This is a genomic window from Pseudomonas sp. PGPR40 (assembly GCF_022014505.1).
Taxonomy (GTDB): domain Bacteria; phylum Pseudomonadota; class Gammaproteobacteria; order Pseudomonadales; family Pseudomonadaceae; genus Aquipseudomonas.
In genome coordinates, this window is sequence record NZ_JAKLSP010000020.1 from 75,195 (window position 1) to 93,784 (window position 18,590).

Sequence of the window (18,590 nt, forward strand, 5' to 3'; positions counted from 1 at the left end):
GGCCTGTATTCGCGGTTAACACATCACTGAGGGACGCGTAGAAAACGCGTCCCGGCTCTTTAAGAGATCTAACGAATGACCCTGAAGACCATCGAAGGTACCTTCATCGCCCCTAAAGGCCGCTACGCTTTAGTAGTGGGCCGTTTCAACAGTTTCGTCGTTGAAAGCCTGGTCAGCGGTGCAGTTGATGCCCTGGTTCGCCATGGCGTGAGCGAAAGCGACATCACCATCATCCGTGCGCCTGGCGCCTTCGAAATCCCGCTGGTTGCGCAGAAAGTCGCTCAGAAGGGCGAGTTCGCGGCAATCATCGCCCTGGGCGCAGTCATTCGTGGCGGTACTCCGCACTTCGAATACGTGGCGGGCGAATGCACCAAGGGCCTGGCCCAGGTGTCCATGGAGTTTGGCGTACCGGTCGCTTTCGGCGTACTGACCGTTGATTCCATCGAACAAGCCATCGAACGTTCCGGCACCAAGGCCGGTAACAAAGGTGCCGAAGCTGCCCTGTCCGCTCTGGAAATGGTCAGCCTGCTGGCACAGTTGGAGGCCAAGTGATTAGCGACGATAGCGATCGTTTCAACCCGCGCGATCCAAAGCCTGCGGATGCCGGCAAGCCATCGAAAAGCGTCAAGCGTCGCGAAGCCCGTCAGCTCGCGACTCAGGCGCTGTACCAATGGCACATGGCCAAGCAGTCGCTGAACGAAATCGAGGCGCAGTTCCGGGTCGATAACGATTTCAGTGATGTTGATGGCGCCTACTTCCGTGAAATCCTGCACGGTGTTCCTGCGCAGAAGGACAAGATCGACGCCGCGCTCAAGCCTTGCCTGGACCTGACCATCGAAGAGCTGGACCCGGTTGAACTGGCGGTTCTGCGCCTGTCCACCTGGGAGCTGCTCGAGCGCGCTGATGTGCCGTACCGCGTTGTGATCAACGAAGGTATCGAACTGGCCAAGGTCTTCGGTTCCACCGACGGCCACAAGTTCGTCAACGGTGTGCTCGACAAGCTGGCCCCGCGTCTGCGTGAAGCTGAAGTGAAGGCGTTCAAGCGCTGATTGGCGCTTGAACACCAAGTCTGCGCCATGGGCGAGTTTGAGCTGATCCGCAATTTCTTCGCCGCCGCGCCTTGTGCGCAGGGCGGCGAAGGCGTTGCTCTGGGGATCGGCGACGACTGCGCCTTGCTGGCTGTTCCCCCCGGGGAGCAGTTGGCGATTTCCACCGACACCCTCGTGGCCGGTGTGCATTTCGCAGACCCCTGCGACCCGTTTCTGCTCGGTCAGCGCTCGTTGGCCGTGGCTGTCAGTGATCTGGCCGCCATGGGCGCCACCCCCATTGCCTTTACTCTTGCCCTGACTTTGCCGACGGTGACCACCGATTGGCTGGAAGCCTTCGCCCGTGGTTTGAACCTCATGGCGCAACATTGCGCTGTGGCGTTGGTGGGTGGCGATACCACCCGCGGACCGTTGAGTTTGACCATGACCGTGTTCGGTCGGGTGCCGGCTGGTCTGGCATTGACCCGCAGCGGCGCACAGCCGGGCGATTTGCTTTGCGTGGGCGGTGAGCTGGGTAACGGTGCGGGGGCGTTGCCGCTGGTGCTCGGCCAGCGAATGGCTGACGCGGCCATCGCCGATCCGTTGCGGGCTCATTACTGGTCGCCGCAGCCGCAGCTGGGTCTGGGCCTGGCATTGCGCGGCAAAGCCACGGCGGCGCTGGACATCTCCGACGGCCTGCTCGCTGACTGCGGGCACATTGCCCTGGCGTCGCAAGTCGGGATTCAGGTCGAGCGCAACAAGCTGCCGTTGTCGAAGGCGCTGCTGGCCTTTCTCGGTCAGTCCGGCGCTGAGCAAGCCGCGCTGAGCGGCGGTGACGATTACGTGCTGGCCTTCACCTTACCGCCCGCCGAATTGCCCTCATTGCTGGCGGACGGCTGGCCGATCCATGTGCTCGGGCAGGTGGTTGCAGGGCAGGGCGTGACACTGCTGGATGCCGACGGACACGACATCACCCCGCCAATCCGGGGTTATCAACATTTTCGGGAGTCACCGTGACAGATCATCCCAAACAGGTTCCGGCGGAGTTCGTACCGCCGTCGGTCTGGCGCAATCCGTGGCATTTCCTGGCGTTCGGCTTCGGCTCGGGCACCCTGCCAAAAGCGCCGGGCACCTGGGGTTCGTTAGTGGCGTTACCCTTCATTCCGTTATGGCAGATGCTGCCCGATTGGGGCTACTGGCTGATGCTCGGCATCACCATGCTGTTCGGCTTCTGGCTGTGCGGAAAGGTCGCCGATGATTTGCGCGTGCACGACCATGAAGGCATCGTCTGGGATGAAATGGTCGGGATGTGGATCACCCTGTGGCTGGTGCCGGAAGGCTGGTATTGGTTGCTGGCGGGGTTCCTGATGTTCCGCTTCTTCGACATCCTCAAGCCCTGGCCGATTCACTGGATCGACCGGCATGTGCACGGTGGTGTCGGGATCATGCTCGACGATGTGCTGGCGGGCGTATTTGCGTGGTTGGCGATGCAAGGGCTGGTGTGGCTTTTCGTCTGATGCGTCAAATGAGAGAAACGGGGATGGCGCAACGCAGGTTGCTGCTGATGGTTTTCGCGCTATTTTGCTCGTTCGCCCAAGCGGGGGATGCATCGACGACGCCGTCCGTAATTCGCCTGGCCAGCGAAGCCTGGAAAGACTTTACCGCCGCCGATGGCCATGGTTTGGGTTGGGACGTGTTGCGCGAAGTATTCGAGCCGGCGGGCGTCAAGCTGGACATTCGAATCGAACCGTATACACGCGCCACGGGCCTTGCACAGCGTGGCGAAGTGGACGCTTGTGTCGGTGCCTATCGGGATGAAGTCAGCGACGTGCTTTATCCGCGCTGGAGTTTCGATACCGATCCGATCTATGCGCTGGGTCTGGCCAGCAATCCGGCGCCGACCCTGCAAACCCTGGGCAATTATCGATTGGCTTGGGTTCGCGGCTACAAATTCCAGGCTTATCTGCCCAATGTGCAGCGCTACAACGAAGTCGCGCGACGGACCGGGATCCTGTCGATGTTGATGCATAATCGCGTCGACTATTACATCGACGCGCTGGATGAGGTCGACTCCATCGTCAGTCAAGCCAAGGCCTCGCCGCAGTTTCGTCGCACGCACATCGTGGATTTGCCACTGTATCTGTGTTTTGCCGATACACCTCGGGCTCGTCAACTGATGGCGCTGTTCGATCAGCGCATGGACGTGCTGGTAAAAAGCGGCCAGCTGAAACCGATTTTCGCAAAGTGGAAACAGCCGTACCCATTTCGCACAGACTGAACATAGTCAATGTGGGAGCGGGCTTGCTCGCGAAAGCGGTATATCAGGCTACTCATATGTTGAATGTGAGTCCGCTTTCGCGAGCAAGCCCGCTCCCACAGGGTCGTTGGCTTGGCCTCTTGATCAAACATTTTGATCGTTATGCCCCATAATTCAGCCTGAGCGTCTGCAGGAACGTGCTGTTACAATGCCGCCTCTGCGAATCTTCAGTACTTATAGATCAGGAGCACACCGGTGCCTGTCGTTTTTGTCGCCGCTTCCAAGCTGCCAACGCCTTTTGCGCAATTCACCATGCATGGCTTTCTCGATGAGGAAAGCGGCCGCGAGCACGTGGTGCTGAGCCTGGGTGAGTTCGCCGACGGTGCTCCGGTACTCGGCCGGTTGCACTCTGAATGCCTGACTGGGGATGCATTGTTCAGCCAGCGTTGCGACTGCGGTTCGCAACTCGAGGCAGCCTTGCAGGCGATCGCCCGTGAAGGCCGTGGCGTGTTGCTCTACTTGCGTCAGGAAGGTCGTGGCATTGGCCTGTTGAACAAGATCCGCGCCTATGAACTACAGGACGGCGGTGCCGATACCGTTGAAGCCAACGAACGTCTGGGTTTCGCCGCCGATCAGCGCGACTACGCCATGTGCCTGCCGATGCTGGAGCACTTGGGCGTGAAGTCCCTGCGCCTGATGACCAACAACCCACGCAAGGTCAAAGCCTTGACCGACATGGGCATCGTGGTTGCCGAGCGCGTGCCGCTGCACACCGGGCATAACCCGCACAACAAACTCTATCTGGCGACCAAGGCCAGCAAGCTCGACCACATGATGGGCAACGAGCATCAGGGCGAGGTTGACCGGGCGTGACCCGCGGTCAGGTACGGCGGCGACTCTCCGTTAACTGGTGGCAATACCTGGCGCTGGCCTTGGTGCCGCTGTTCGTGATCAACGGTGTATTCGGTGAGAGCGAAGCGATTCTGCCGGTGCTGGCCATGCCATTGTTCATCGCCGGTGTGGCCTCGATGTTTGTCAGTCTGAAGTTCTTTGGCGGCTACAAGCACGCACTGATCGCCACCCAGAAAGCCCTCGACACCCCTGAAGAACCCGACGCCTGGATCGCCCTGGCCGCGAAACGTCGCACCGCGTTTCTGGCTGCCGGCTTGCCCGCCTGGATTGGTGCATTGGCGGTATTCGTTGGCCTTGAAGCTGTGCCGCTGGTGCTGCTGGCGCTGTCGACCACGGTGCTGTTCTACCTCTACCGTATCCCGCGTCAACTCGGCTGATGCGCAGCGTCTGGCTGGCGGTGTTGCTGCTGGCCGTCAGCGGCTCGGTGGCTGCGGTTGAACGGGTCGTCAGTCTGGCGCCGTCGCTTTCTGAAATCGTCGTTGAACTGAACTCGGCTGATCTGCTGGTCGGTGTGCTGGATGCCGGTGAACGTCCCGCTGAACTCAAAGACATTCCTTCCGTGGGCAGCTACGGCCAGTTGGACATGGAACGACTGCTCAGTCTCAAACCCGATCTGTTGCTGCTTTGGCCGGGCAGTGTGGGGCCGGCTCAGCGTGAACAGCTCAAACGGCTGAACATTCCTACCTATGTCGCCGAACCTCACAACCTCGAACAACTTACCGCCCAGATTGAAGTGATCGCTACACAGCTGGGCAGAGCGGAGCGTGGCGTTTCATTGGCTGAAAATCTGCGTCAACGACTCGATTCCCTGCGCCAGCGCTATCGAAGAGATGAACCGTTACGGGTGTTTTATCAAGTCTGGGATCGGCCGCTGTACACCGTGGGCGGTGGGCAGATCATCAGCGATGCGCTGGAGGTCTGCGGAGCGCGCAATGTGTTTGCCGATCTGACGCAGCCGGCTCCGCAGATTAGTGTGGAGGCGGTGTTGCAGCGTAACCCCGAGGTGATTCTGGCCAGTGATCAGGCGCAGCTTGATGCGTGGAAGGCCTGGCCGCAGGTGGCGGCGGTGGTGCAGGGACAATTGCTGTTAGTGATGGATAAAGGCCTGGAGCGGCCGAGTGGGCAGATGATCGAAGCGACTGCCAAGTTGTGCCGAGTGATCGCGCCAGACCGCTGAGACCGAGGTGTCTGCTTCGCGAGCAAGCCCGCTCCCACATTGATCTGTGTCATGCACAAAATGTATGTCTGCACGCGATTAACTGTGGGAGCGGGCTTGCTCGCGAAGAGGCCAGATCAAACACCGCAAGTTTCAGCTTAGAGCTCTGGCGTCCAGGTCACCCCGAACATCCACGCCCGGCCTTCCTCGCGATACCCATACTGACTGCTGTCATGGCTGTACAACGCCCGGCTGTAATCCTTGTCCAGCAAATTATCGACCTTCAATTCCAGCTTGATCTCGCGATTCACCGCCCAACTGCTGCGCAACCCCAGCAAGGCATACCCGCCCAACGGCTGCTGGTTGTTCTCGTCGTCATAACTGCTGCTCACCGCTTGCCAACTGGCGCCGAAGCCGAGCCGATCAAACTGCCGATCGAGGTCCAGGCTCAAAGTCCGCCGTGCACGACGGGCGAGGGTGTGGCCGCTGTCGCGATCGCGTGGGTCGATGATCGCTACGCCGAGGTTGCTCTGCCAGCCGAACAGCTCTTGTTTCAAGGCCGCTTCAAAACCATTGATCCGCGCCGAAGCGACATTCGCCGGTCGGTTGTTGCTGCCGAAAATAATCGCGTCTTCCAGATCGGTGCGGTACAGCGAAGCTTCCAGGCGACTGTTTTGCGTCAGCTGACTGCGCCATTGCAACTCATAACTTTTCGAGGTCTCGGGTTTCAAGTCCGGGTTGCTGAAATCCGGGTAGTACAGGTCGTTGAAAGTCGGCGCGCGGAAGCCTTCGCTGTAGGTCAACAGCACATCGTTGTCCGGGTTCAGCGGCAGGGTGAACGTGCCGCTCCAGCTGTTCTGGCTGCCGAACTGCTGGTTCTGGTCGCGACGCAGGCCCAGTTCGGTAGAGAAACTGTCGGCTTGATAGCGATGCTGGATAAACGCTGCACGGTTCCAGCGGCTGTCTTCGTCGAACGCTGTGCTGCTGTTGATTCGGTCTTCGTACCAGTCGCCGCCGAGGATCAGGCTGTTGCGCTCATCCAGGGTCAGGTCGTTCTGCCAATTTACCGAATCGCGGTAGGTATTGAACACGCTGCGCTCGTCGCTGAGCTTATCGAGCGTCTTCTCACGGTTTTCGCTGTGGCCCAACTCGATGCGGGTTTTCCACCGGTCATTGATCCGCGCGTCGACGTAACTGCTGACGCTGCTCACAGAGAACTCGCTATAGGGCTGCTGCTGGACTGATTTGGAGGTGGCCATGTCGAAGCGGCCGAAGGGGTTGTCGAATGCGCTTTTGCCCTGGTTATCCAGCAGATTGGCGCCGACTTCGATGTCGTCGGTGAGGGCGTGACTCAGGCTTAGGCTGACCGATTTATTGCGATATTCATCGTGATCGCCATCACTGGAATAAGACTTGTGGGTGCGATTGATGCCTGCCGTTTCATCAAGGCTGGCACCAAGATTGAAGCGGGTCTGCGCGTCGCCGCCGGACAATCCGAGGCTACGCTCCCAGGTCTGGTTGCTGCCGACTCCAACGTGCATGCGAGGTTGCAGACCCTGTTCGTCGCCACGGCGAGTGAAGATCTGGATCACCCCGCCAATCGCATCGCTGCCGTAAATCACTGAGCGCGAACCACGCAGCACTTCTACGCGCTCGACCTGTTCGATATTGATGTGTTGCAGGTTGCTGTCGCCAGACGTCGAGTTGCCGATGCGCTGGCCGTCGACCAGCACCAGACTTTGCGCCGACTTGGTGCCACGAATGTAGACCCCCGGCAGACTGCCACGCCCACCGGTTTGCCCGACCTGTACGCCCGGTACGCGGCGCAGCAGGTCAGTGACGCTGCTCGGTTGTAGACGGTCGATGTCTTCGCGGGTGAACACCGTGTTGGCGGCGCTGCTGTCGTTGCGCGCTTCGACCTGGCGATTGGCACTGATCAGCACGTCCGGCAGTTTCAGGGCCTGGTCGCGTTCGAAGGTATCGGCCAAGAGTTGGCCGGCCGGCAGGAGGGTCAGCGCCAGGGCAAAAGGGGAGAGTTTCATGAACAGTCCGTCGGCACTTTAAAGCGAATACATTTTTGAGGTTGCACAAACCCCCTGTGGGAGCGGGCTTGCTCGCGAATGCGGTGTGTCAGTCAACATTGATGCCGACTGATGCACCGCATTCGCGAGCAAGCCCGCTCCCACAGGGGGTTTGCATGTAGCCAGAGGATTAGATATTCAGCAGTTGCAAGCGCTGGCGCACCGCTTCTTCGATCCCTGCTTCATCCAGCCCGCATTCGGCCAGCATCTGCGCAGGCTTGGCGTGCTCGACATAAACGTCCGGCAAGCCCAGGTGCAGCACCGACTTGAGGATGTTTTCGCGGGCGAGAAACTCGCTGACGGCGCCACCGGCACCGCCCATGATTGCGTTCTCTTCGACAGTCACCAGCAGTTCGTGGCTGCCAGCAATTTCACGAACCAGTGCTTCGTCGAGCGGTTTGACGAAACGCATGTCGACCACGGTCGCATCCAGCCTCTCGGCGACTTTCAGTGCCTCGGCCAGTTGCACGCCGAACACCAGCAGGGCGACTTTGCCGCCCTGACGGCGGACCACGCCCTTGCCGATTTCAATCGGTTCGAGGTCTTTCGCGATTGGCGCATTCGGGCCGGTGCCACGTGGGTAACGCACCGCTGCCGGGCCGTTGTACAGATGGCCGGTGCTGAGCATTTTGCGCAGTTCGTTTTCGTCGCTCGGGGTCATCACCAGCATGCCGGGGATGCAACGCAGGAACGACAGGTCGAAGCTGCCCGCGTGTGTCGGGCCGTCTTCGCCCACCAGACCGGCGCGGTCGATGGCGAACAGCACATCGAGGTTTTGCACCGCCACATCATGCACAAGCTGATCGTAAGCGCGCTGCAAGAAGGTCGAATAGATCGCCACCACCGGTTTTGCGCCTTCGCAGGCCATGCCGGCGGCGAAGGTCACGGCGTGTTGCTCGGCAATCGCTACGTCGAAATAACGTTGCGGAAAGCGCTCGCTGAAGGCCACCAGGTCGGAGCCTTCTTTCATTGCCGGGGTGATCCCCACCAGGCGCGGATCGGCTGCGGCCATGTCGCACAGCCATTCACCGAACACACCGGAATACTTCGGCCCGCCGGCTTTCTTCGGCGCGGCGGCCGGAGCGTCCAGCGGTTCGAGTTTGGTGATGGCGTGGTAACCGATCGGGTCGACTTCCGCCGGAGCGAAGCCTTTGCCTTTCTTGGTGACCACGTGCAGGAATTGCGGGCCTTTCAGATCGCGCATGTTGCGCAGCGTGGCGATCAAGGTTGGCAAGTCGTGGCCATCGATCGGACCGATGTAGTTCCAGCCCAGTTCTTCGAACAGCGTGCCGGGGACCAGCATGCCTTTGGCGTATTCTTCGGTGCGACGGGCGATTTCCCAGGCGCCGGGCAGGCGCGACAGGACCTTTTTGCTGCCTTCGCGCATGCTTGCGTAAGTGCGGCTGGAAAGGATTTTCGCCAGATAGTTCGACAGCCCGCCGACGTTGCGCGAGATCGACATGTCGTTGTCATTGAGGATCACCAGCATGTTGGCGTCCACTTCCGGCGCGTGGTTCAGCGCCTCGAAGGCCATGCCGGCGGTCAATGCGCCGTCGCCGATCACCGCGATCGCCTTGCGATCACTGTGTTGCAGGCGGGCGGCAATCGCCATGCCCAGCGCTGCGCTGATCGACGTGCTGGAGTGACCAACGCCAAAGGTGTCGTACTCGCTCTCGGAACGACGCGGGAAGGCGGCAACGCCGTCCTTCTGGCGCAAGGTGTTCATGCGTTCGCGACGACCCGTGAGGATTTTGTGCGGGTAGGCCTGATGACCCACGTCCCACACTAGACGATCGTCCGGGGTGTCGAAGACGTAATGCAGCGCGATGGTCAGCTCGATGACGCCCAGGCCGGCACCGAAATGCCCACCGGTCTGACCGACCGTGTAGAGCAATTCCAGGCGCAACTCATCAGCCAGGGTTTCCAGCTCGGCTTCGCCTAACCGGCGCAGGCCGTCCGGCGTGTTGGCACGGTCGAGCAGGGGCGTGGTCGGGCGCTTACGGGGAATCTCATGAAACGTCGTGGGCATCAGGCGAATCGTTATAGGTATAAAAGATGCGGCAGTTTACCTGATGCTTCGTCCCCTGCCCACGCGTTGGTTTTTTTTGGCGGATACGCCTTCAGCTGCGCCGATCGACGATGTACCGGGCCAGATCGCGCAATGGCTCGGCCGCCGCGTCAAACGGTCGCAGCGCCTGCAGGGCCTGGTCCCGCAGTTCCAGGGCATAAGCCTTGGCCGCGTCGAGACCGAGCAGGGACGGGTAGGTCGGCTTGTCCCGAGCAATGTCGGCGCCTTGGCGTTTACCGAGGGTTTCGGTGTCACTTTCGACGTCAAGAATGTCGTCCTGGACCTGAAATGCCAGGCCAATGGCCTGTGCATAACTCTGCAGGGACTTCAATTCGTCCTTCGCGGCATGACCACTGGCCAGGGCGCCGAGCTTGACGCTGACTTCGATCAGCGCACCGGTTTTGTGCCGGTGCATGTATTCAAGGGCTTTTTGATCGAGCTTCAGCCCCACCGATCCGAGATCGATGGCTTGCCCGCCGACCATGCCCGCCGGGCCCGCCGCCAACGCCAGGGCGCTGACCATCTGCAGACGGGTTTCGGTGTCGCAACTGCTCAGGCGCGGGTCGAGCAGGGCGCTAAAGGCCAGACTCTGCAAACCGTCACCGGCGAGGATAGCGCAGGCTTCATCGAATTTTTTATGGGTAGTCGGCTGGCCGCGACGCAGATCGTCGTCGTCCATGGCCGGCAAATCGTCGTGCACCAGCGAATAAGCGTGGATCAGCTCCACCGCACAAGCCGCGCCGTTGGCCTGCTCAGCCTTGCCGCCCAGCGCTTCGCATGCGGCGTAGGCCAGCAATGGGCGCACGCGTTTGCCACCGTTCATCACGCTGTAGCGCATGGCTTCATAGAGACGGGCGAGTTCAGGACTCGGCGGGCTGAACAGGGTTTCCAGTGCCGCATTGACGCGGCCCTGACTGGTCGCTGAATACGCCGCAATCATTCTGGCTGATCCGCGTCGAAGGGTTCCTCGGCCAGCTCACCATCACGCTCGAGCAGCACTTGAACCTTCTGCTCGGCCTGAGCCAGCGCTGCCTGGCAATCGCGGGTCAGACCAATGCCCTGCTCGAAAGCAGTCAGCGAGTCTTCCAGCGACAATTCGCCGTTCTCCAGACGCTCCACCAGCGTTTGCAAGTCAGCGAGAGATTGTTCGAAATCCAGTGCAGCTTTTTTGCGGGCCATGGCGGCTATTTCCGGTTGACGTTAAACCGGCGCGACACTAGCAGATAGGGGGGGTATGGGCAAATGAGGGGGCGTTCGGCCAACGACTCGATCATGATTAATGTGCTGAGTCATCGGGATAGTTGAACTGGGATGAGCCGATTAAAAATGCTATTCGGCTCATATAGTGAGCCGAATATGACGTCTATTCGGCTCCCCGGCCAGCCATCGACAGGTGTCGTCCACGTCCGGCTGCGACCGAATCGCGCAACATCGCGGTCTGGATTCGACCCCATTTTGCAATGGGCCGCAGGTCAATTGTTGTACAGGATTTATTTTTAGACATTAAAAAGCCGGCTTGTGGTTAGCTTTTTTTTGATCTATTTTTTTGAAAAACAAAGAATTATATTTTTTTACAAACGCTCTGAACCCCCATTTGTTCCCCCATTTTTTGCGCTTCTTATCTGATTTTTTTCCGGTAAAAGACCGGCTTTTTTGGAGGTTTTTGTTCTTTGTCTTCCCTTCATTTTTGTATTGAGCGGCCGGCGGAAAAACTTTCGAGGGAGGCCTTACCCTTTGAAAGTATGTCGTATGTTCTCTCATGCTAATAGGGAAGGTCAGATCCTAGGCAGGGACTAGGTACATTAATTCTGTCATTAGCCAATGCTATGTCAGCTTGGCTGATTCAGCGATGAGGTGAGGCAGTACATGGATCAGATGTAGCTGAGGGCTGTGCTAATCGTTAGCACTACTTGTTCAAGGGAGAGGCAATCGCAAGGGTTACTTTATCCCCCAGGAGTATGATTATCGAGTGTCATAATGACATCATTAGGTTCAGTGCACATTGACCCATCTAGCAAGGAGAGCTCGACCCATGGCTGTTGATTTAAAAGACGACGACCAACTTAAGACCGCCTGCGAAAACGTACTGCAGCAGTACCGCCTTCGCCCCGGCCATGATGCATGGGTCAAAAAGCTTTCCGCTTTCCTTCTCAAGGTTCGCAACGCCGGCCATCAGGAATTCGTCAGTGAGGCTTTCCAGAAAGAGCTGTGGGACAGCGAAGCGGTATCGGCAACCGGCATGGGCCGCATCGATATCTCCGCCGTGGCCAAGGAATCCCAGATTGCCGAATGTCTTTGGAGGTTGAAGTCGCAGTACCCCGACCTCGATCCTGCCCAACAGGAGCTGTTGATCAACGAAGCCTGGGCCCAGGTGGCTGAACTGGTAGAGCCTCTGGTCAAACGCAATCCTCGGTTGAAGCGCTACCGTTTGTTCGCTGCTCTGTGCCCTGAAGACTTCACGACCATTACACATCACCGCAAGCTGCGCGAACTGGCGGCTGCAATGGGCGTCAGTCGAGGGGCCGAACATCGGCTGGCTCTGCATCGACTTGTCAAAGAGCGCCTAGAAGCGGTGCTGGGCAACCCGGGTCCAGCTTTCTCGCAAGGCTGGGTAGAACGCATGACGCTCTCATGGCTGCTTTACGTGATACATGTGCAGAATCAGGAACTGGAAGCCACCGAGACCGCAGACCCGGCTACTGGCGAGGAAAGGCTTAATCCTCTGCCTGCAGATCGCCGACGCCGCGGTATGCTCGCGATAGGCGGTTATGTTTCAACCATTCGGGCGATGATCGAGTTTGCGAGGGAGGGCTGTAAGCGAGAGGATTTTCGTGAGCATATGCGCTCGCTGAATCCCGCATTGGCGCCTGCCACCATTTCTACTCAGATGAATGCTCTGATCGCCGAATGGGGGGTCTTACGAGCAGACGGCGACAACCTTGTGTTGACCTCTAGGGGGGATGGTTTTCTGGAGTCCGGCGACCCTGATGAAGTGGCCGACTGGCTTCTGACCCGGATACTGGGTATCGACAACCTCCTGTATGCCCTGACAAAGGCACCTTTGTCCGCTAAGGCGGCCGTCGCCGAGTTGCAAAAGGTCAACGCAAACTGGACAAGTACCTTTGTGCCCAACAGCTTGATTAACTGGACCCGGGCATTGCAACTGGTCGAGTTATCGTCCGATAAAATGCTTCGTCTGTCCGACCGAGGAGAAAGTTGGGCGGCGCGCATTCACTGGGTCCCTGATGTGCTTCTGGTAGCGGCCCCATTGTCGACGGTTGCTGATGTTGCTTCAGGTAATCTGGTTTTCGGCGGTTCGCTAGAGCGTCTTCCACTCAAGCGCATCATCGCCAGCTTTGACGAAAGCATCCGCTTCAAGGACGAGCTTATCGGCCAACTCGACGCTGGTTTATGGAGTCATCCTCGTCGGCATTTTGCGGTGCTGACCGGGCTGAGCGGAGCGGGCAAGACGCTGTTGGCACGTGGTTATGCCCTTGGTATGAGGAGCAACGAGGCCAACCCAAAAAGTGGTTTACTCATTGTTCCGGTGCAACCAGGTTGGCATGACCCTTCTTGTCTTCTGGGTTACGTTAATCCACTAGACAGCGACACCTATGTGCGCACTGGCTTCCTTGATTTTCTACTTCAGGCTAGCGCCGATCCCGATCGTCCCTACACTGTGGTGCTGGACGAAATGAACTTGTCCCATCCCGAGCAATACTTCGCGCCACTGCTCTCGGCCATGGAAACCGGCGACAACATCGAGCTGCACGCCCAGGACGGTGAGGTAAACGGAGTGCCACCTGCCATCTTGTATCCCAACAACCTCGTTATCATTGGCACTGTCAATATGGACGAAACGACCCATGGCCTGAGCGATAAGGTGCTTGATCGCGCTGCCGTCATCGAGTTCTGGGACATTGATGTTGAATCTTTTCCTGGTTGGAAAAACTGCAAACTATCTGAGCAGAAAATCACCGTCGTACGGCAAGCGCTCAAGGATCTTGTACAGGCCCTGCGGCCTGTGCGTCTGCACTTTGGCTGGCGCACCATCCATGATGTGATTGGTTACATTCAGGAGGCCGAGCGGGGTGGCGTGATCGATTTTAATAGCGCACTGGATCAAGCGATTTACGCGAAAGTGCTGCCCAAGCTTCGAGGAGAGGACAGCCCACGCATTAAGAACGCCTTCGGTCTGGTGAAAACCATATTGGAAAATACCGACCTGAATGCATCCGCTCAAAAGGTACGTGAGCTGCTTGACGACCTGCAATACCTCGGATCCGCCCGGTTCTGGCGCTGAACATGGCGACTATCCATTGTATCGACAAGGACGGTAACCGTTCCGAAGTGACGCCCGGCGATCTGTCGCCGGGCTTTAGCGAACTAGGTGATTACTATTTCGTAGCGATACCCGAGCACCGGCTTTATATCGACGATGTGGCGCTCGAAGAGGAGATTCACCACGGCGCAGCTGTCTGGGTATGGACTCCCGGATTTTACGCGGGCGAGGTTGTGGCCGAGTTGATGAATCTGCAGGATAAATTGATCGCCAGTTATCGCCTGGATGTCTCACCTCAGACCAATAAGTTGGGGCATGAGTCGTTTTCTCGGATGATCGGCGAGATCCTCGCGTTCGATCCCAATCTGTTGTTTGGAACGGAACACGCTCAAACGCAAATCGGTATCGACGGCAGTCTTAGCAACCTGCATCTTCAATACTCCAGACTGCGGCGCTATGGGGCGCAACTCATCTCCGCCCTCAGTCGCGTGACCGAAAAGCCATTGACCTGCTTACGTCGTGAAAGAACTCAGGCCAATGCCAACCAGGTCAAGCGGCTCGACCAGCGGACGATCCGTAAGGCATTGAGGGATCCGGCTGCTCTATCTCTTCTTCATTCAAACGCCGCGCCATCCCGCGCGCCTGGCGAGGTCCAATTCGACATCTCGACCGTTTTCAATGACCTCGATAATCCAGCTAATCAGGCCTTGGCCTGCGCCCTGATCGAAGTCATTCGTCGCAGCCGTCAAGTCAGTCTCGCTTTTCAAGTGGAGATGAGTAAAAAGGAGCGCGAATCGAACACCCGATCCGCGTTGGCACCTCGGCTGGGTCGCCGGATCGAGTATCTAGAATCGTTGCATGGGGCACTTCGCCGTATCCAGCGGATGGAACCGTTCCGTAGCCTTAAAAGTTGCAGGCTGTCCGCAGCGGGGCTGAATGCTGTTTCAGCCCATCCGGTATATGCAAGAGCTTACCGATTTGCCTGGTACATACTGCGCTCAGGATTGATAGGTAACGACAACGGCGAGAGTTTATGGATAAGTCCAACGTGGGAAATCTATGAGCGCTGGTGCTACGTGAAAATTGTGGAACTGATGCGACAGCGGTATCCGTGGTTGGAGTGGAAGGGGACATATCCTACACAACGCAACGATTGCATTCGGTGGACAGGGAGTGGTCCTGGCTTTGAAGTAAACGTGTGGTTGCAAGTGCAATGCTCCGCTTTCGGCGAAACTCCCCATGAAGGTTTTACGAGCATTTCGGGACAAAGATTTCCCGACATTGCCATTACGCTGAAGTCTCCTGAGACGAGCCGATTTTTTATAGCTGATGCGAAGTATCGGGTCAGCCGACAAGGGGTACTAGAAGGGATGGAGTCCGCGCATTTGTATCGAGACAGCCTACGATGGAAAGGGCGTCGACCAGACTGCGTGGTTCTGCTGGTGCCAAAGGGGGGCGGCGTTCCAGGATTGGAGTCCGATGGCTATCGGTGTGCGAATGGGGTAGGGGTAGTAGTGATGGGCTGCGGTGACGACGCCGTCACTGTGACCGATATTTGGGAAGACCTAGGCAGCCAGTCTGAGCTCGGGATCATGGGATGAGTTTTCCACAAGATTACCTAGAGGCAACGTGAAATCCGTAGCCCGCATCTGTGATGTAAGCCTTGATTTAATCAGGATTGCTCCACGGCTAAGGCCATAGTGCTCCCCCTTTTTGCGTTTCCCTTTAGGGCTCCCGGAGTTAAAGTGCGCGTTGATCTCGGAGCTCTGGCAAAATCGCCCTCCTGAATTTTTTTGCCCAAGGCAGCGTCTTGTCAGTCGCTGTTGTTATGCATACAAGGTATGAATGGAATGACCAGCAACGAAGAACAGCAATTTCTCAACGGGCTGGAGAAAAAGCTCTGGAATGCGGCCGATAAATTACGCTCCAGCCTTGATGCCGCCGTCTACAAACACGCGGTGCTTGGCCTGATTTTCCTCAAGTACGTCAGCGATACCTTTGCCGAGCGACGCGTTGAGCTGGAAACTCAATTCCGTGATCCCGAGCATGACTACTATCTGGGGGGCGACGAAGAGCTGATCAAGGAAGAACTGGAAATACGCGATTTCTACACCGAGAAGAACGTGTTCTGGGTGCCGGAAATCGCCCGATGGGACACTCTGCAAAACAACGCCAAGCTACCCATCGGTACACACTTTATGCTCAGAACCGCCCAGGGCGACCAGGCGATGGAGATGCGCACTATTGGCTGGCTAATCGATACCGCCTTGGACCATGTGGAAAAGGAAAACCACAAGCTCAAGGGCGTGCTCAACAAGACCTACACCCAATTGAGCATCGAACCGGATAAGTTGACAGGCTTGATCGACCTGATTGGGAGCATCCCCTTCCAGCACGCCAGCCTGCACGCCAAGGATATTCTCGGCCACGTCTATGAGTACTTTCTTGGCCAGTTCGCCTTAGCCGAAGGTAAGAAGGGCGGCCAGTACTACACACCCAAGGCCATCGTCACTCTGATCGTGGAAATGCTCCAGCCGTTCAAGGGGCGGGTATATGACCCCGCCATGGGCTCTGGTGGCTTCTTCGTGCAGAGCGAGCGTTTTATCGAAGAGCACAAGGGCAAGCTGGGTAATATCTCGGTCTACGGCCAGGAGTCCAACCCCACCACCTGGCGCCTGGCGGCGATGAATATGGCCATTCGTGGCATCGACTTCAACTTCGGTGGTCGGTGGGCCAGCACATATAGCGAAGACCTGCATCCGGACCTGCGCGCCGACTTCGTGATGGCCAACCCTCCTTTTAATATGAAGGAATGGAAAAGTGGGGTTAAGGACGACGACCCGCGCTGGGTCTATGGCACCCCGCCGGATGGCAACGCCAACTTTGCCTGGCTGCAGCATATGCTCTACCACCTGGCCCCCAACGGTAGCTTGGGTCTGCTGTTGGCCAACGGCTCGATGAGCTCCAATACCAATAATGAAGGTGAAATCCGTAAGAATCTGCTGCAGGGTGACCGGGTGGAGTGCATGGTCGCCCTGCCGGGTCAATTGTTTACCAATACACAGATACCCGCTTGCATATGGTTTTTGACCAAAAATAAGCACGCCCGTGAAAGTGCCAGCGGACGCACGCTGCGTGAGCGCAGTAGAGAGGTACTGTTTATCGACGCCCGCGACCTCGGTTTTATGAAAGACCGCGTGCTGCGCGACTTTACCCGCGAGGATATCCACAAGGTGGTCAGCACCTACCATGCCTGGCAGTCCGGCACGTGTTACGAGGATGTGCTGGGTTTCTGTAAGGCTGCTACCCTGGACGAGATCTCCCTGAATGACTTTGTGCTGACCCCCGGCCGTTATGTCGGAGCGGTCAAAGTCGAAGAGGACGGCGAGCCCTTTGCCGGAAAGATGCAGCGGCTTAGCGCGCAACTTAAAAGCCAGTTCAATGAAAGTGCCAGGCTGGAAGAGCAGATCAGGAAGAACTTGGCGGGGTTGGGTTATGAGTGTTGAGTGGTATAGAAAGACTCTCGGTGATGTGTGTCTGAAAATTACAGATGGAGCTCACGCCAGTCCTAAGTCTGTGATGAAGGGAAAACCGATGGCCTCCGTAAAGGATTTGACACGGTTTGGTGTTGATCTTTCAGAAGCTAGGCATATATCTGTCGAGGATTTCGAGCAGTTAGTTAGGCAAGGTTGTAAACCAGCAGTTGGCGATGTCTTAATCGCTAAAGATGGAAATACTGCTCTTGATACGGTCTGTAGTGTGAAAGAACCTCTTGATGCTGTTCTTTTGTCGTCCGTAGCTATTCTTCGGCCAAATCCAATAGAGGTTGATTCGGATTATCTAAAGTTCTATTTGTCGTCAAGAGAAACTGTTGCGTATTTGAAAAGTAATTTTATATCTGGTGCGGCAATTCCTCGGGTGGTGTTAAAGGATTTTCGAAAGGCGGAAATATTACTTCCTTCGCTGAAAGTTCAGCGAGATATTGCATCTGTTCTAAACTCTATCGATATGAAAGTTGAGCTTTGCCAAAGCACAAATAGGACCTTTCAGGACATGGCTCAGGCCATCTTCAAATTCTGGTTTGTCGATTTCGGCCCTGTTCGCGCCAAAATGGCCGGCCAACAGCCGGAAGGTATGGATGCTGCCACGGCGGCTCTTTTTCCAAATGAGTTGGTGGACTCGGAAGTGGGACTGATCCCGAAAGGTTGGGACGTGACAACCTTGAAACAACTCACCAGTAAGGTTGGTAGCGGGGCGACCCCAAAAGGTGGGCGTGAGGTCTATCTCGATGAAGGTGTTGCCCTAATACGTAGCCAGAATGTGTATGACTCGGAGTTTGTTTGGGGCGGGTTGGCTCGTATTTCCGACGATGCCGCGGCCCAGCTAAAAGGCGTTGAGGTTTTTCCTGAGGATGTTTTACTGAACATCACTGGAGCCTCGATTTTGCGAACTTGTGTTGTTCCGCAGGAAGTATTGCCTGCGCGGGTCAATCAGCATGTTGCAATTATTCGTGCTAAGGGTGAAATCTCACCTCGTTATCTGCATCTGCATCTATTGCAGCGACAAGTGAAAGATTATTTGCTCGGCCTGAATACAGGCGGTTCTAGAGAGGCGGTAACGAAAAGTCATATTGAGTCCGTTCAGATATTGAACCCGGGGCGAGATGTGCTGCTGAAGTTTCAGCAATTGGTTGAGCCGTTGTTTTCTGATATCGAGAATTTGGCTAGCCAAGCAAGAGTATTGTCGAATCTTCGCGATACCCTTTTACCAAAACTGTTGTCGGGTGAGCTAAAGGTTGAGGAGGCCTGA

The 18,590-nt window shown here is 57.2% G+C and carries 16 protein-coding genes; 12 read left to right on the top strand and 4 right to left on the bottom strand.

Features of this window, described 5'->3' with window-relative positions; genetic code table 11:
• Nucleotides 1–75 precede the first annotated feature (75 nt).
• From ribH to MEB48_RS18090, 8 genes are all read left to right on the top strand, one after another.
• Nucleotides 76–552 (top strand): 6,7-dimethyl-8-ribityllumazine synthase, encoded by a 477-nt coding sequence (ribH, locus tag MEB48_RS18055; RefSeq protein WP_003228649.1) that lies wholly within the window; start codon nucleotides 76–78, stop codon nucleotides 550–552.
• Nucleotides 549–1,049, top strand: coding sequence for a transcription antitermination factor NusB (gene nusB / locus MEB48_RS18060; RefSeq protein ID WP_095054588.1), 501 nt, complete (start codon nucleotides 549–551; stop codon nucleotides 1,047–1,049). Before ribH ends, nusB begins: the two co-directional genes overlap by 4 nt.
• A gap of 27 nt (nucleotides 1,050–1,076) precedes the next feature.
• Entirely contained in the window at nucleotides 1,077–2,042 is a 966-nt protein-coding gene (thiL, locus tag MEB48_RS18065; RefSeq protein ID WP_237885364.1) for a thiamine-phosphate kinase, read from the top strand.
• On the top strand, nucleotides 2,039–2,542 hold the full coding sequence (locus MEB48_RS18070) for a phosphatidylglycerophosphatase A family protein (protein WP_030131337.1): 504 nt from the start codon (nucleotides 2,039–2,041) through the stop codon (nucleotides 2,540–2,542). Before thiL ends, MEB48_RS18070 begins: the two co-directional genes overlap by 4 nt.
• Before the next feature lie 23 nt (nucleotides 2,543–2,565).
• On the top strand, nucleotides 2,566–3,303 hold the full coding sequence (locus tag MEB48_RS18075) for a substrate-binding periplasmic protein (protein ID WP_237885365.1): 738 nt from the start codon (nucleotides 2,566–2,568) through the stop codon (nucleotides 3,301–3,303).
• Nucleotides 3,304–3,537: 234 nt separating this feature from the next.
• The gene (ribA, locus tag MEB48_RS18080) at nucleotides 3,538–4,155 is read left to right on the top strand and encodes a GTP cyclohydrolase II (RefSeq protein WP_030131335.1); all 618 of its coding nucleotides are present in this window, start codon (nucleotides 3,538–3,540) and stop codon (nucleotides 4,153–4,155) included.
• Entirely contained in the window at nucleotides 4,152–4,571 is a 420-nt protein-coding gene (locus MEB48_RS18085; protein WP_237885366.1) for an MFS transporter, read from the top strand. The genes ribA and MEB48_RS18085 overlap by 4 nt, the downstream gene beginning before the upstream one ends.
• Nucleotides 4,571–5,371 carry a cobalamin-binding protein gene (locus tag MEB48_RS18090; RefSeq protein ID WP_237885367.1) on the top strand — a complete coding sequence of 267 codons (801 nt, stop codon included), beginning with the start codon at nucleotides 4,571–4,573 and terminating at the stop codon, nucleotides 5,369–5,371. Before MEB48_RS18085 ends, MEB48_RS18090 begins: the two co-directional genes overlap by 1 nt.
• 137 nt (nucleotides 5,372–5,508) lie before the next feature.
• Here MEB48_RS18090 and MEB48_RS18095 read toward each other — a convergent pair whose 3' ends face one another.
• The 4 genes from MEB48_RS18095 to MEB48_RS18115 form a co-directional block, all read right to left on the bottom strand.
• Nucleotides 5,509–7,392: a TonB-dependent receptor domain-containing protein gene (locus tag MEB48_RS18095; RefSeq protein WP_237885368.1), complete on the bottom strand. Its 1,884-nt coding sequence runs from the start codon at nucleotides 7,390–7,392 to the stop codon at nucleotides 5,509–5,511.
• A gap of 169 nt (nucleotides 7,393–7,561) precedes the next feature.
• A complete protein-coding gene (gene dxs, locus MEB48_RS18105) occupies nucleotides 7,562–9,460 on the bottom strand; it encodes a 1-deoxy-D-xylulose-5-phosphate synthase (protein WP_237885369.1) in 1,899 nt (632 codons plus the stop codon).
• 91 nt (nucleotides 9,461–9,551) lie between these two features.
• Nucleotides 9,552–10,439 carry a (2E,6E)-farnesyl diphosphate synthase gene (gene ispA / locus MEB48_RS18110; RefSeq protein WP_237885370.1) on the bottom strand — a complete coding sequence of 296 codons (888 nt, stop codon included), beginning with the start codon at nucleotides 10,437–10,439 and terminating at the stop codon, nucleotides 9,552–9,554.
• On the bottom strand, nucleotides 10,436–10,678 hold the full coding sequence (locus MEB48_RS18115) for an exodeoxyribonuclease VII small subunit (protein WP_007894317.1): 243 nt from the start codon (nucleotides 10,676–10,678) through the stop codon (nucleotides 10,436–10,438). The genes ispA and MEB48_RS18115 overlap by 4 nt, the downstream gene beginning before the upstream one ends.
• Before the next feature lie 853 nt (nucleotides 10,679–11,531).
• Between MEB48_RS18115 and MEB48_RS18120 the strand changes: the two genes are divergently transcribed.
• From MEB48_RS18120 to MEB48_RS18135, 4 genes are all read left to right on the top strand, one after another.
• Nucleotides 11,532–13,802 carry an McrB family protein gene (locus tag MEB48_RS18120; protein WP_237885371.1) on the top strand — a complete coding sequence of 757 codons (2,271 nt, stop codon included), beginning with the start codon at nucleotides 11,532–11,534 and terminating at the stop codon, nucleotides 13,800–13,802.
• Between the two features lie 2 nt (nucleotides 13,803–13,804).
• A complete protein-coding gene (locus tag MEB48_RS18125) occupies nucleotides 13,805–15,382 on the top strand; it encodes a DUF2357 domain-containing protein (protein WP_237885372.1) in 1,578 nt (525 codons plus the stop codon).
• 249 nt (nucleotides 15,383–15,631) lie between these two features.
• Nucleotides 15,632–17,287 (top strand): class I SAM-dependent DNA methyltransferase, encoded by a 1,656-nt coding sequence (locus MEB48_RS18130; protein ID WP_442969104.1) that lies wholly within the window; start codon nucleotides 15,632–15,634, stop codon nucleotides 17,285–17,287.
• Nucleotides 17,277–18,590 carry a restriction endonuclease subunit S gene (locus MEB48_RS18135; RefSeq protein ID WP_237885374.1) on the top strand — a complete coding sequence of 438 codons (1,314 nt, stop codon included), beginning with the start codon at nucleotides 17,277–17,279 and terminating at the stop codon, nucleotides 18,588–18,590. The genes MEB48_RS18130 and MEB48_RS18135 overlap by 11 nt, the downstream gene beginning before the upstream one ends.

What these genes read in the sequence shown, in the direction of transcription:
- MEB48_RS18095 (WP_237885368.1), bottom strand. Translation starts at nt 7,392, where the DNA reads ATGAAACTCTCCCCTTTTGCCCTGGCGCTGACCCTCCTGCCGGCCGGC.
- MEB48_RS18135 (WP_237885374.1), top strand. Translation starts at nt 17,277, where the DNA reads ATGAGTGTTGAGTGGTATAGAAAGACTCTCGGTGATGTGTGTCTGAAA.
- ispA (WP_237885370.1), bottom strand. Translation starts at nt 10,439, where the DNA reads ATGATTGCGGCGTATTCAGCGACCAGTCAGGGCCGCGTCAATGCGGCA.
- MEB48_RS18125 (WP_237885372.1), top strand. Translation starts at nt 13,805, where the DNA reads ATGGCGACTATCCATTGTATCGACAAGGACGGTAACCGTTCCGAAGTG.
- MEB48_RS18090 (WP_237885367.1), top strand. Translation starts at nt 4,571, where the DNA reads ATGCGCAGCGTCTGGCTGGCGGTGTTGCTGCTGGCCGTCAGCGGCTCG.
- MEB48_RS18130 (WP_442969104.1), top strand. Translation starts at nt 15,632, where the DNA reads ATGACCAGCAACGAAGAACAGCAATTTCTCAACGGGCTGGAGAAAAAG.
- MEB48_RS18120 (WP_237885371.1), top strand. Translation starts at nt 11,532, where the DNA reads ATGGCTGTTGATTTAAAAGACGACGACCAACTTAAGACCGCCTGCGAA.
- thiL (WP_237885364.1), top strand. Translation starts at nt 1,077, where the DNA reads ATGGGCGAGTTTGAGCTGATCCGCAATTTCTTCGCCGCCGCGCCTTGT.
- MEB48_RS18115 (WP_007894317.1), bottom strand. Translation starts at nt 10,678, where the DNA reads ATGGCCCGCAAAAAAGCTGCACTGGATTTCGAACAATCTCTCGCTGAC.
- MEB48_RS18075 (WP_237885365.1), top strand. Translation starts at nt 2,566, where the DNA reads ATGGCGCAACGCAGGTTGCTGCTGATGGTTTTCGCGCTATTTTGCTCG.
- dxs (WP_237885369.1), bottom strand. Translation starts at nt 9,460, where the DNA reads ATGCCCACGACGTTTCATGAGATTCCCCGTAAGCGCCCGACCACGCCC.
- ribH (WP_003228649.1), top strand. Translation starts at nt 76, where the DNA reads ATGACCCTGAAGACCATCGAAGGTACCTTCATCGCCCCTAAAGGCCGC.